Origin of the sequence: Georgenia phoenicis (genome assembly GCF_047302425.1) — a bacterium.
Taxonomy (GTDB): Bacteria; Actinomycetota; Actinomycetes; order Actinomycetales; family Actinomycetaceae; genus Oceanitalea.
Genome location: NZ_CP154855.1, coordinates 482,615 through 495,102 on the forward strand (window position 1 = coordinate 482,615; position 12,488 = coordinate 495,102).

Annotated in this window: 14 protein-coding genes; 9 read left to right on the forward strand and 5 right to left on the reverse strand. The window is 74.2% G+C overall.

Going from position 1 to position 12,488, the window contains the following annotated elements:
* Window positions 1-52: 52 nt before the first annotated feature.
* From AA0005_RS02415 to AA0005_RS02430, 4 genes are all read left to right on the forward strand, one after another.
* Entirely contained in the window at window positions 53-787 is a 735-nt protein-coding gene (locus AA0005_RS02415) for an HAD family hydrolase (protein ID WP_413451836.1), read from the forward strand.
* Window positions 784-3,168, forward strand: coding sequence for a glycoside hydrolase family 65 protein (locus AA0005_RS02420; protein WP_413451837.1), 2,385 nt, complete (start codon window positions 784-786; stop codon window positions 3,166-3,168). The genes AA0005_RS02415 and AA0005_RS02420 overlap by 4 nt, the downstream gene beginning before the upstream one ends.
* Before the next feature lie 38 nt (window positions 3,169-3,206).
* Window positions 3,207-3,641 carry an aminoacyl-tRNA deacylase gene (locus AA0005_RS02425; protein ID WP_413453052.1) on the forward strand — a complete coding sequence of 145 codons (435 nt, stop codon included), beginning with the start codon at window positions 3,207-3,209 and terminating at the stop codon, window positions 3,639-3,641.
* A 72-nt stretch (window positions 3,642-3,713) separates the two neighbouring features.
* Window positions 3,714-4,097: a pyridoxamine 5'-phosphate oxidase family protein gene (locus tag AA0005_RS02430; RefSeq protein WP_413451838.1), complete on the forward strand. Its 384-nt coding sequence runs from the start codon at window positions 3,714-3,716 to the stop codon at window positions 4,095-4,097.
* A gap of 7 nt (window positions 4,098-4,104) precedes the next feature.
* Here the strand turns inward: AA0005_RS02430 and AA0005_RS02435 are convergent, their stop codons facing one another.
* Genes AA0005_RS02435 through AA0005_RS02445 form a run of 3 tightly spaced genes read right to left on the reverse strand, consistent with a single transcriptional unit; the run spans window position 4,105 to window position 6,810 of the window.
* On the reverse strand, window positions 4,105-4,893 hold the full coding sequence (locus AA0005_RS02435; protein WP_413451839.1) for an ABC transporter ATP-binding protein: 789 nt from the start codon (window positions 4,891-4,893) through the stop codon (window positions 4,105-4,107).
* A complete protein-coding gene (locus AA0005_RS02440) occupies window positions 4,893-5,807 on the reverse strand; it encodes an ABC transporter permease (protein WP_413451840.1) in 915 nt (304 codons plus the stop codon). The genes AA0005_RS02435 and AA0005_RS02440 overlap by 1 nt, the downstream gene beginning before the upstream one ends.
* A gap of 13 nt (window positions 5,808-5,820) precedes the next feature.
* Entirely contained in the window at window positions 5,821-6,810 is a 990-nt protein-coding gene (locus AA0005_RS02445; protein WP_413451841.1) for an ABC transporter substrate-binding protein, read from the reverse strand.
* Window positions 6,811-6,931: 121 nt separating this feature from the next.
* On the opposite strand from AA0005_RS02445, the gene AA0005_RS02450 reads away from it, so the two are divergent.
* Entirely contained in the window at window positions 6,932-7,942 is a 1,011-nt protein-coding gene (locus AA0005_RS02450) for an aldo/keto reductase family protein (RefSeq protein ID WP_413451842.1), read from the forward strand.
* Between the two features lie 5 nt (window positions 7,943-7,947).
* Here AA0005_RS02450 and AA0005_RS02455 read toward each other — a convergent pair whose 3' ends face one another.
* On the reverse strand, window positions 7,948-8,448 hold the full coding sequence (locus AA0005_RS02455) for a flavodoxin family protein (protein WP_413451843.1): 501 nt from the start codon (window positions 8,446-8,448) through the stop codon (window positions 7,948-7,950).
* Between the two features lie 75 nt (window positions 8,449-8,523).
* Here AA0005_RS02455 and AA0005_RS02460 point away from each other — a divergent pair, with 75 nt between their 5' ends.
* Window positions 8,524-9,042, forward strand: coding sequence for a DinB family protein (locus tag AA0005_RS02460; protein WP_413451844.1), 519 nt, complete (start codon window positions 8,524-8,526; stop codon window positions 9,040-9,042).
* 1 nt (window position 9,043) lies between these two features.
* Here the strand turns inward: AA0005_RS02460 and AA0005_RS02465 are convergent, their stop codons facing one another.
* Window positions 9,044-9,847 carry a UbiA family prenyltransferase gene (locus AA0005_RS02465; protein WP_413451845.1) on the reverse strand — a complete coding sequence of 268 codons (804 nt, stop codon included), beginning with the start codon at window positions 9,845-9,847 and terminating at the stop codon, window positions 9,044-9,046.
* Between the two features lie 29 nt (window positions 9,848-9,876).
* Here AA0005_RS02465 and AA0005_RS02470 point away from each other — a divergent pair, with 29 nt between their 5' ends.
* The 3 genes from AA0005_RS02470 to AA0005_RS02480 are packed head-to-tail and all read left to right on the forward strand — an operon-like array spanning window position 9,877 to window position 12,480.
* Window positions 9,877-10,932 (forward strand): type III polyketide synthase, encoded by a 1,056-nt coding sequence (locus tag AA0005_RS02470; protein WP_413451846.1) that lies wholly within the window; start codon window positions 9,877-9,879, stop codon window positions 10,930-10,932.
* A complete protein-coding gene (locus AA0005_RS02475) occupies window positions 10,929-11,465 on the forward strand; it encodes an isoprenylcysteine carboxyl methyltransferase family protein (RefSeq protein ID WP_413451847.1) in 537 nt (178 codons plus the stop codon). Before AA0005_RS02470 ends, AA0005_RS02475 begins: the two co-directional genes overlap by 4 nt.
* Before the next feature lies 1 nt (window position 11,466).
* A complete protein-coding gene (locus AA0005_RS02480) occupies window positions 11,467-12,480 on the forward strand; it encodes an NAD(P)/FAD-dependent oxidoreductase (RefSeq protein WP_413451848.1) in 1,014 nt (337 codons plus the stop codon).
* The last annotated feature ends 8 nt before the right edge of the window (window positions 12,481-12,488 follow it).

Genomic DNA, 12,488 nt, shown 5'->3' on the forward strand with positions numbered 1-12,488 from the left:
CGCTGCCGCGAAGCCTGCGAGGCTGGGCGGACCTGTAGCGAGAGGAGACGTGGTGCTCGGACTACCAGACAGCGTGCGCGTGCTGCTGTTCGACCTCGACGGCGTGCTCACCCGGACCGCCGCCCTCCACGCCCGGGCGTGGACGGAGACCTTCGACGAGGTGCTCCGGGAGCACTCCCGGCGGACGGGGGAGCCCTTCGTCCCCTTCGACCCGGTGGCGGAGTACGCCGCGCACGTCGACGGCAAGCGCCGGGTCGACGGCGTGCGCGACTTCCTCGGCAGCCGCGACATCACCCTGCCCTTCGGGACCCCGACCGACAGCCCGGAGCGGGAGACCATCAACGGCATCGGCAACCGGAAGAACGAGCGCGTCCTCCAGCTCATCACGACCGAGGGCGTCGAGGTCTTCCCCGGCTCCCTGCGCTACCTCGAGGCCGCGCGGGAGGCGGGGCTGCCCTGCGCCGTCGTCTCCTCCAGCGCGAACGCCGCCCTCGTGCTGGACGTCACGGGCCTGGAGGACCGGATCGACGTCCTCGTCGACGGCTCTGTCGCCCACGCGCTCGACCTGCCCGGCAAGCCCGCCCCCGACACCTTCCTCGAGGCGACGCGCCGCCTGGGCGTCACGCCGCGGGAGGCCGCGGTCTTCGAGGACGCGCGCGCCGGTGTGGCGGCGGCCCGGACGGGCGGCTTCGGCTACGTCGTCGGCGTCGACCGCCTCGGGCAGGCCGACGCACTGCGCGAGGAGGGCGCCGACGTCGTCGTCACGGACCTCGAGGAGCTCCTGTGACCGAGCCGACCCTGCCCGTCGAGCCCTGGTGCCTGCGCGAGCGGGGCCTGGACCTCGACTCGCTCGGCCGGATGGAGTCGCTCTTCGCGCTGTCGAACGGGCACCTGGGCCTGCGCGGCAACCTCGACGAGGGTGAGCCGGTGGACCAGCAGGGCACCTACCTGTCCGGCTTCTTCGAGCACCACCAGCTGCCCTACGCCGAGGGCGGCTACGGCTACCCGGAGTCCGGGCAGACGATCGTCAACGTCACCAACGGCAAGCTCGTCCGCCTCCTCGTCGACGACGAGCCCTTCGACATGCGCTACGGCGAGGTCCTCTCCCACGAGCGGGTGCTCGACCTGCGCGCCGGCACCCTGCGCCGGGTGACCGACTGGGTCTCCCCGGCCGGGCGGCGGGTCGTCGTGCGCTCCACCCGGCTCGTGTCCTTCACCCACCGCGCCGTCGCCGCCGTCGAGTACGAGGTCGAGCCCGTGGACGGGCCCGCGCGCCTCATCGTCCAGTCCCAGCTCGTCGCCAACGAGGACCCGCCGGAGGCCGACGACGACGACCCGCGGGTGGCCGCCGCCCTCCAGGACCCGCTCGTCGCCGTCGCCAGGGACGTCGAGCAGCGCGGCGCCGTGCTCCTCCACCGCACCCGCACGAGCAACCTGCTCGTCGCGGCCGGCATGGACCACGACATCGAGTGCCCCCGCCAGTTCGAGGTGGAGAACGAGGCCCGCGAGGACTGGGCGCGCACGACCGTCGTCACGCGCCTGGAGGCGGGGGAGACGCTGCGGGTGGTCAAGCACGTCGCCTACGGCTGGTCCGGCACCCGCAGCGCCGACGCCCTGCGCGACCAGGTGGCCGCCGCGCTCACCAGCGCCCGCTACGCCGGCTGGGACTCCCTCGTGCGCGACCAGCGCCGCTACCTCGACGACTTCTGGCGCTCGGCGGACGTCGAGGTCGACGGCGACCCGATCCTCCAGCAGGCGGTGCGCTTCTGCCTCTTCCAGGTGCTGCAGGCCGGCGCGCGGGCCGAGGGCCGGGCGATCGGCGCCAAGGCGCTGACGGGCACCGGCTACAACGGACACACCTTCTGGGACATCGAGGGCTTCGTGCTGCCCGTCCTCGTCATGACCGCACCCGACGCCGCGGCGCACGCGCTGCGCTGGCGGGCCTCGACCCTGCCGCTGGCCAAGGCCCGGGCGGCGACGCTCGGCCTCGCGGGCGCCGCCTTCCCGTGGCGCACCATCCAGGGCGAGGAGACCTCGGCGTACTGGCCCGCCGGCACCGCCGCCTTCCACCTCAACGCCGACATCGCCCGCGCCTTCGAGTACTACCGCCTCACCACGGGGGACGAGAGCCTGGACCGCGAGTGCGGGGCCGAGGTGCTCGTCGAGACCGCGCGGCTGTGGATGTCGCTGGGCCACCACGACCGCTCGGGCGCCTGGCACGTCCAGGGCGTCACCGGGCCCGACGAGTACACCGCCGTCATCGACGACAACGTCTTCACCAACCTCATGGCCGCGCGGAACCTGCGCTCCGCCGACGGCGCGTGCGAGCGCAACCCGGACCTCGCCGTCGCCCTCGGGGTGGACGACGACGAGCGGGCGGCCTGGCGGGCCGCCGCGGAGGCGGTCCACGTGCCCTACGACGCCGAGCTCGGCGTGCACCCGCAGTGCGAGGGCTTCACCCGGTACGGGGAGTGGGACTTCCACGACGGCGGGACCCGCTACCCGCTCATGCTGCACGCCCCGTACTTCCAGCTCTACCGCAAGCAGGTCGTCAAGCAGGCCGACCTCGTGCTCGCCATGCACTGGTGCGGGGAGGCCTTCACCGACAAGGACAAGGCGTGGAACCTCGACTACTACGAGCGCCGCACCGTGCGTGACTCCTCGCTGTCGGCCTGCACCCAGGCGGTCATGTGCGCGGAGGTGGGGCACCTGGACCTCGCGCACGCCTACCTCCACGAGGCGGCGCTCGTCGACCTGCGCGACCTCCAGGGCAACACCGACCAGGGGCTGCACATCGCCTCCTCCGCCGGGGCGTGGACGGCTCTCGTCGACGGCTTCGGCGGGATGCGCGAGCGCGGGGACCGGCTGCACGTGGCGCCCGCGCTGCCCGAGACGGTGACGCGCCTGGCCTTCCGGGTGCTGTGGCGCGGCATGGCCGTCAAGGTGGAGGCGGACCACGACGAGGTCACGTGCACCCTGCTGAGCGAGGACGGGGAGGAGCTGGCGATGAGCGTCTACGACGAGGAGGTCCGCGTGCGGGCGGGGGAGCCGGTGACGCGCCCGGTCGTGCTGCGCCCGCCGCTGCTGCCCGCCCCGCCGCAGCCGGCGGGGCGCACGCCCCGGCCCGCCGGACGGCAGCCGCTCTCGGTCGCCCGGAGCGCCTCGTGAGCGCCGCCGGCCCGGGGCAGGCCGAGGCCGTCGCCGCGATGGAGGCCGCCGGCCTGGCCCACACGGTGACCCGGCACGGGCGGGTCGGCAGCCTCGCCGAGGCGGCCGCGGCCCGCGGCGTGGAGCCCGGGGCGATCGTCAAGACGATCGTCGTGCGGCGCGCGGAGGGGGACTACCTCTTCGTCCTCGTCCCGGGCGACCGGCAGATCTCCTGGCCCCGGCTGCGGGCCCTGCTCGGCGTGAGCCGGCTGTCCCTGCCCGACGCCGCCACCGCCCGCGAGGTGACGGGCTACGAGCGCGGGACCATCACGCCCTTCGGGGCGCTGCACGCCTGGCCGGTGGTCGCCGACGAGCGCGTGCGGGGCACCGTCTCGATCGGCGCGGGCGCGCACGGCGTGGCCGCGACCGTCGACGGCGCCGCCCTGGTGACGGCGCTCGGCGCGCGGGTCGCTGACGTCACCGACCCCGCCTGACGGTCCGGCCGAACCCCGCCCGGGGTCTTGCGCCGGGTGGGATGCTGGAGGCCCGCCGACGGGAGCCGAGAGATGTCGCTCGAGGTGCTGGGTCCGCGCGCCTGCCGCCGCCTGCTCGACCAGGTCTCCGTGGCCTGGCTCGCCCACTGTGCCGACGGCGCCGTCCACATGGTGCCGGTGAACTTCACCGTGCACGGTGACGAGATCGTCGTGCGCAGCGGCTACGGCCGCTCGCTCACCGCCGTCGTCGAGGGCCGCCCCATCACCGTCGCCGCCGGCCACTTCGACGAGGAGAGCCGGACCGGCTGGTCGGTGACCGTGACCGGCCGGGCGCACCTCGTGGGCGACCCGCTCGTCAACCCGGGCGCCCCGGCGGCCGACGTGTGGGCCGAGCTGCCTGCCACCGTGCCCGTCGCCGTCGCGATGACGACGGTCACCGGGCGACGGGTCCGCTGAGCGGCCGCTACTGGAGCAGCGTGCGGTCGTCGAGGCCGGCGCCGGCCTGCGCGAAGGCCTGGAGGAGGTCCTGGACGGAGGCGCGCTGCTTGCGCTCCCCGGCGATGTCGACGACCACCCGGCCCTCGTGCATCATGATGAGCCGCGTCCCCACCCGCAGGGCCTGGTCCATGTTGTGGGTGACCATGAGCGTGGTGAGGTGGTGGCGCTCGACCGCCTCGGCGGTGAGCCGGGTGATGAGGTCGGCCCGCTGCGGGTCCAGTGCGGCGGTGTGCTCGTCGAGCAGGAGGATCTTCGGCTCGCTGAAGGTCGCCATGAGGAGGGACAGCGCCTGGCGCTGACCTCCGGACAGCAGCCCGACCTTCATCCTCAGCCGGTTCTCCAGGCCGAGCTCGAGGGACTCGAGCTCGGAGCGGAAGAACTCGCGCTTCGCCTTCGTCACCCCGAGCCGCAGGCCGCGGGACTTGCCGCGGGCGTAGGCGATCGCGAGGTTCTCCTCGATCGTCATGTCCGGGGCCGTGCCGGCGAGGGGGTCCTGGAAGACCCGGCCGAGGTGGGCGGCGCGGCGGTGGTCGGGCAGGCGCGTGACGTCCTCGCCGTCGACCGTCACGGTGCCGGAGTCCGGGCTGATCTTCCCGGCGATGGTGTTGAGGAGGGTCGACTTGCCTGCGCCGTTGGAGCCGATGACGGTGGTGAACTCGCCGGGCTCCAGGTGCAGGGTGATCCCGGCGAGCGCGATGCGCTCGTTCGGGGTGCCGGGGAAGAAGGTCTTGGTGACGGAGTCGATCGTCAGCATCACTGGCCTCCCGCCGGCGTCGTGGTGGCCGCCGTGCGGCGCAGCGAGCGCAGCGCCCCGACCTTGCGGAACACGCCCCAGCGCGGCAGGAGCAGGGCGGTGACGACGAGGACGGCGGAGACGAGCTTCATGTCGTTGGCCTCGAGCCACGGCACCTGGAGAGCGAGCTGGATCGCCACCCGGTAGAGGATCGAGCCGAGGACGACGGCGAGGGTCGAGATGACGATGAGCCGCGAGCCGAAGACCGCCTGGCCGAGGATGACGGAGGCGAGCCCGGCGATGATGAGGCCGATACCCATCGAGATGTCGGCGAAGCCCTGGTACTGGGCGACCCCCGCACCGGCGAGGCCGACGAGCCCGTTGGACAGGGCCAGGCCGAGGATCTTCGTGCGGTCGGTGTTGACACCGAAGCTGCGGATCATCGCCTCGTTGTCACCGGTGGCCTGGAGCGCCAGACCGGTGTCGGTGTGGAGGAACCAGTCGAGGGCGAGCTTGACGAGGATCGCCAGCGCCCCGAAGATCGCGATCGACGCGGCGCCGCCGAGCAGGCCGCCCTCCCGCAGCGGGGTGATGAGGGTGTCCGAGCGCAGGAGCGGCACGTTCGCGCCGTCCATGATCCGCAGGTTGATCGAGTAGAGCCCGATCTGGGTGAGGATTCCCGCGAGCAGCGGGTTGATCCCGCCCTTGGCGTGGAGCAGCCCGGTGACCACACCCGCCAGCAGGCCCGCCACGCCCGCGGCGAGGGTCGCCAGGGCCGGGTGGGTCCCGCCGGTGATGAGGACGGCGGCGGTGGCGGCACCGGTGGTGAAGCTGCCGTCGACCGTGAGGTCGGGGAAGTTGAGGATCCGGAAGGTCAGGTAGACCCCCAGCGCCATCACGGCGTAGATGAGCCCGAGCTCGACTGCTCCGATCATGAGGAAGCTCGGGTCACTCGACGACGGTCTCGGCGCGCTCGACGAGCTCGGCGGGCAGCTCCACACCCATCCGCTCGGCGGCGGCGGGGTTGACGATGAGCGGCCACTCCTCCAGCGTCTCGATGGGCATCTCGGCCGGGTCGGCACCCTCGGTGAGGATGCGCACGGCCATCTCACCCGTCTGGTAGCCGAGCTGCTCGTAGTCGATGCCGTAGGTCGCGATCGCGCCGCGCTCCACGGTGTCGCCGTCCGCGGCGACGAGCGGCACGGACCTGGACTCGGCGACCTGGAGGAGCGCCTCGAAGGACTGGATGACCGTGTTGTCGGTCGGGACGTAGAAGGCGTCGACGTCGAGGGACTCGGCGGCCTGCTGCACCTCACCGGAGTTGGTGATCGCGGCCGTCTCGATCTCCAGGCCCAGCTCCGCGGCGGCCTCCTCGGCGAGCTCGACCTGCACCTCGGAGTTCACCTCGCCGGAGCTGTAGACGATGCCGACGGTCTGGGCGTCGGGGGCGATCTCGGCGAGCAGCCCGAGCTGCTCGGCCACGGGGTTGAGGTCGCTCGTGCCGGTGAGGTTCGCGCCGGGCGCCTCCCAGCTGTCCACCAGGCCCGCCTCCTGCGGCTCGGTGACGGCGGTGATGACGATCGGGACGTCGGTGATCGCCTGGGCGGCCGCCTGCGCCGTGGGCGTGGCGATCGCGAGGATGAGGTCGTGCCCGGCCGAGGCGAAGCCGTTGGCGATGGAGATCGCGGTCGACTGGTCGCCCTGGGCGTTCTCCTCCTCGTACTCGACCTCGAGCCCGGCGTCCTCGAGCGCGGCCTTGAAGCCCTCGAGGGAGGCGTCCAGCGACGGGTGCGCGGCGATCTGGGTGACGCCGATGGAGTAGGTGCGGTCGTCGTCGCCGCCGCTCCCGGAACCGCCGCCGTCGTCGTTGCCGCAGGCGGTGAGGAGCAGGGCCGAGGCGGCGAGGACGCCGGCCAGCCGGAGGGATGAGCGCGTCATTGGAGGTCCTTCCTGGGGCACACGTCGCGTCGTCGAAGCGTACTGGACGTGACCGCTATATGAGAACGCCGTCTCAGGACTGACGGGCGGGTCGGGCACACGGGCGGGTAGGTTGCTGCCCATGGTCGCGCACAGGTACCTCGGACACAGCGGTTTCAAGATCTCGGAGATCGTCTACGGCAACTGGCTCACCCACGGCTCCCAGGTGGAGAACGAGGTCGCCACGCGCTGCGTGCACGCGGCGCTCGACGCCGGCATCTCGAGCTTCGACACCGCCGACGTCTACGCCAACACCCGCGCCGAGGAGGTGCTGGCCGACGCGCTTGCCGGCGTCCCGCGCCACGAGCTGGAGATCTTCACCAAGGTCTACTTCCCGATCGGGAAGAAGGGCCCCAACGACACCGGACTGTCCCGCAAGCACATCCGTGACGGCATCGACGGCTCCCTGCGCCGCCTGCGCACCGACTACGTCGACCTCTACCAGGCCCACCGCTACGACGTCGAGACCCCGCTCGAGGAGACGATGCAGGCCTTCGCCGACATCGTCCGCCAGGGCAAGGCGCTGTACATCGGCGTCTCGGAGTGGCCGGCCGACAAGCTCCGCGAGGGGCACGCGATGGCCCGCGAGCTCGGCTTCCAGCTCATCTCGAACCAGCCGAAGTACTCGATGCTGTGGCGGGTCATCGAGGGCGAGGTCGTGCCGGCCTCCCGCGAGCTGGGCATCGGGCAGATCGTCTTCTCGCCGGTCGCGCAGGGCATCCTCACCGGCAAGTACCTGCCGGGGCAGGCGGTCCCGGAGGGCTCGCGCGCCGCGGACACCAAGGGCGGGGCCCAGATGATCGACCGCGACGTGCACGACGACGTCCTCCTCACCCGTGTCCAGGAGCTGCGGCCCGTCGCGGAGGAGCTGGGCCTGACGATGGCGCAGCTCGCCGTCGCCTGGGTGCTGCAGAACGACAACGTGTCCGCGGCCATCATCGGCGCCTCGCGCCCGGAGCAGGTCGCGGAGAACGTCGCGGCCTCCGGGGTGGAGCTGCCCGCCGAGGTCCTCACCCGGATCGACGAGATCCTCGGGGACTCCGTCGTGCGCGACCCGTCCCTGACGAACGTGCCGGAGACCCGCCAGGCCTGAGGCGCTCAGGCGCCGGGGAGGATGAGGAGCCCGCGCCCCCACTCGGTGGCGCGCTCCTCCTCCCCGGGGGCGAGGGGGCCCTCGCTGCCGTGGACGGCGAAGTGCTCGGCCGGCGCGACGACCGGCACCTTGCGCTGCCGCAGCCGCCGCACGACGGCGCGGGCGGCGCTCCCCGGCAGCTTCGACTCGTGGGTGCGGGTGTCGTAGACGGCGACCGGGACGGTCAGCTCGCCGGCCTCCTCGAGCCACTCGCGGATACCCGGCCGGGACTCCTCCTCCAGCCCGGCCCGCTCCATCGCCTCGCGGCGCGAGTCCGGGCGGCTGAGGCCGAGCACGTGGGTGGGGGCGCCGATGACGAGGAGGTCGGCGTCGACCTCACCGATCGGCGGCGCGTCGGCGACGTCGAGCACCTCGACCTCCGCACCGGTGCGCAGGCCCTCGGCGACCGCACGCGCCACCCGGCCGGTGTTGCCGAAGTGGGACTCGTACACGACGAGCGCCTTCATCTCAGCCGCCCTCCTCGCTCGCTGGTCCCGTGAGGCTACTGGACGTGCCGGGCCGCGCACGGCACGATGCCCGGCATGGCGATCGACCCGGACACCAAGGACTGGACCTGGGTGCTGCAGCGCCCCTGCCCCGAGTGCGGCACCGAGGCCGCCGCCCACTCCCCGGCGACGACGGCGCCGGTGCTCGAGGACGCCGTCGTGCGCTGGCAGGCGGTGCTGCGCCGTCCCGACGTCGCGCGGCGCCCCGACGACCACACGTGGTCGCCGCTGGAGTACGGCGCCCACGTGCGCGACGTGTGCGCCGTCTTCCGCGAGCGGCTGCGGCTCATGCTCACCGAGGACCACCCGACCTTCCCGAACTGGGACCAGGACGCGGCCGCCGTCGCCGGCAAGTACGGGGAGCAGGACCCCGCGGCCGTCGCCGAGGAGCTGGCCGCCGAGGCCCGCGCCGCGGGCGCCGAGTTCGCCGCCGTCCCGGAGGAGCGGTGGGAGCGCCGCGGCCTGCGGAGCAACGGCTCGGCCTTCACCGTGCGCACGCTGAGCCAGTACTTCCTCCACGACGTCCTGCACCACCTGCACGACGTCGGCGGCTGAGTCAGGCCGCCCGCACGAGGAGCACGACGACGTTCACCAGCGCGATGACCATCGCCGCTTGGAACGGGGCGCGTCCCGGCCGCCCGAGGGAGACGACGGCGAGCGCCCCGGCGCCGACGAGCACCGCCCACGCCCACACCGGTACCGGCCCCTGCGGCCCGAGCACCGCGACGGCCGTGCCGGCGAGGAGGACGACGACGGCGAGCACCCCCGAGGCCCGCGCACCGAGGCGGTGGGGCAGGCCGCGCACCCCGGTGGCGGCGTCGTCGGCGAGGTCGGGCAGCACGTTGACGACGTGCGCGCCCGCGCCGAGCAGGCCGCCGACGGCGGGCATCCACCACGGCGGCAGCACCGGCGGGTCGAGGGCCAGCCACGGCACCACCGGCAGCGCGGCGAAGGCGACGACGTAGGGCAGCCAGGAGACGACGGTCGACTTGAGGCCGAGGTTGTAGGCCCAGCCCCCGCCGACGAGGAGGAGGTGGGCGAGCGCCGCCTGCACCCCGAGGGCGAGGGAGAGCGCGACGGTCGCGGCCAGCGTGAGGCCGAGCGCGACCGCCGCCGTCCGGGTGCTCAGCGCCCCGGTTGCGAGCGGCTTGTCGGCCCGCCCGACGGCGCGGTCGCGGGCGGCGTCGAGGAGGTCGTTGGACCAGCCGATCGACAGCTGGCCGGTGAGCACGGCGAGCCCGACGAGCAGCGTCCCGCCCGGTCCGTGCCCCGCCCCGACGGCGAGCAGCACGGCCAGCGCGGTGACGACGACCGTCGGCGCGGGGTGCGAGGCCCGCGCGAGCGCGGTGACGAGGGGCACCCTCGGAGGCTAGCCCGTACGCTCCACCTGTGACTGAGCTGCTCGCCGTCGAGCCGGTACTGCCCGAGTACCGCTACCCGCAGGGTGAGCTCACGGACGCGCTCGTCGACATCATCGGCCTGGACGAGCGGGGGGAGCGGCTCATCCGCCGCATCCACGCCGGGTGCGGGGTCGACGGCCGGCACGTCGCGCTCCCGCTCGAGCAGTACGCCCGCTTCCTCGACTTCGGGCAGACCAACGACGCCTTCATCGCCGCGGCCGTCGACCTCGGCGCCGAGGCGCTGACCCGGGCGCTGGACGCCGCCGGGCTCGCGCCCCGGGAGCTCGACCTCATCGTCTCGACGACCATCACCGGGCTCGCCGTCCCCTCGCTCGAGGCGCGCATCGCCGAGCGGGTGGGCCTGCGGCCCGACGTCGTGCGCCTGCCGATCGTGGGCCTCGGCTGCATGGCCGGCGCCGCCGGGACCGCGCGGCTGCACGACCTGCTCGCGGGACGGCCCGGAACCGTGGGTGCGCTCGTCAGCGTCGAGCTGTGCTCGCTCACCGTCCAGCGCGACGACGCCTCGGGGGCCAACCTCGTCGCCAGCGGCCTGTTCGGCGACGGCGCCGCCGCCGTCCTCGCGACCTCCGGCCCGTCCCGAGGTGGGGACCTGCCGCGGGTCGTCGCCGCCAAGAGCCGCCTGTACCCCGGCACCGAGGCCGTCATGGGCTGGGACGTGCGCGCCACCGGGCTGCGGATCGTCCTCGGCGCCGAGGTGCCCGACCTCGTGCGGGACAACGTCGGTGCGGACGTCGCCGCCTTCCTGGCCGAGCACGGTCTCGGCGTCGCCGACATCGGCTGGTGGGTGTGCCACCCCGGCGGGCCGAAGGTCATCGACGCGCTCGCGGAGACGCTCGGGCTGCCGCTGGAGGCCCTGGCCCTGACGACGGAGTCGCTGCGCACCGTCGGTAACCTCTCCTCCGCGTCGGTGCTCCACATCCTGCGGGCGGCGCTCGACGCGGGGCCCGCCCCCGGCAGCTTCGGCCTCATGATGGCGATGGGGCCCGGTTTCAGTCTCGAGATGGTTCTCCTGGAGGCCAGATGACGTCGCAGGTCCTGTTCACCGTCCTCATCGGCGCGGTCGCCCTCGAGCGGCTCGCCGAGCTCGTCGTCGCCAAGCGCAACGCGCGCTGGTCCTTCACGCGCGGTGGCCGGGAGAGCGGCGCCGGGCACTACCCGGTCATGGTGGTCCTCCACACCGGGCTGCTCGTCGGCTGCCTGCTCGAGGTGTGGCTGGCGGACCGGCCCTTCGTGCCCGCGGTCGGCTGGGTCATGCTCGCGCTCGCGCTCGGCTCCCAGGCGCTGCGCTGGTGGTGCATCACGACGCTCGGGCCGCGGTGGAACACGCGCGTCATCGTCGTGCCGGACCTCCCGCTCGTCGCCACGGGCCCCTACCGGTACCGGTGGCTGCGGCACCCCAACTACATCGCCGTCGTCGTCGAGGGCTTCGCGCTGCCCCTCGTCCACGACGCCTGGGTCACCGCGCTCGTCTTCACCGTGGCCAACGCGGCGCTGCTCACAGTGCGCATCCGGACCGAGAACCGGGCGCTCGCGGACGCGGTGCCGGCGAGCCGCTGAGATGGACCTCGTCGTCGCCGGGGGCGGGCCGGCCGGACTGGCGACCGCCCTCCACGCCGCGGCGGCGGGACTGAGTGTCGTCGTGCGGGAGCCGCGTCCCGGCGTCGTCGACAAGGCCTGCGGGGAGGGGGTCATGCCCGCCGGGGTGGCCCACCTCGCGGCCCTCGGGGTGCGGCCCGCCGGCCGGGACATCGTCGGCATCCGCTACTGCGCGCCCGGCCGCAGCGCCGCCACGCGCTTCCGGGGGCGGCCGGGGCGCGGGGTGCGCCGCACCGAGCTGCACCGCGCGCTGCGGGAGGCGGTGCGCGACGCCGGGGTGACGATCGAGCAGGGCCGGGTCCGGGAGGTCCGGAACCAGGCGGGCGGCGTCGTCGTCGACGGCGAGGCGGCCGGGTACGTCGTCGTCGCCGACGGCCTGCACTCACCGCTGCGCCGTGCCGTCGGCCTGGAGGCCCGCGCGCCCGGGCCGGCCCGCTACGGGCTGCGCCGCCACGTGCGCCTGGCGCCGTGGACGGACCACGTCGAGGTCCACTGGGCCGGGCACAGCGAGGCCTACGTGACCCCGGTGGCCGAGGACGAGGTCGGCGTCGCGATCCTCACCTCCCGGCGGGCACCGTACGAGGAGCAGCTCGCAGACTTCCCGGAGCTGCTCGAGCGGCTGGCCGGGGCGGAGCTCGCCTCGACCGTCCGTGGCGCCGGGCCCTTGCGGCAGGCGTCGCGGCGGCGGGTCGAGGGGCGGGTCCTGCTCGTGGGGGACGCCTCCGGCTACGTCGACGCCCTCACCGGTGAGGGCATCAGCCTGGCCCTCGCCCAGGCGCAGGCGGCGGTGCGGTCCGTCGTCGCCGGGGACCTGCCCGCGTACGAGCGGGAGTGGCGGCGGATCGTGCGCCGCCACCGCGTTCTCACCCAGACGCTGCTCACCGTCGGCGCCTCCCCGGCCCGGCCGCTGCTCGTCCCCGCGGCCCAGCGCCTGCCGCGGGTCTTCTCGGCCGCCGTCAACGCCGTCGGCGGCTGAGCCGCGCT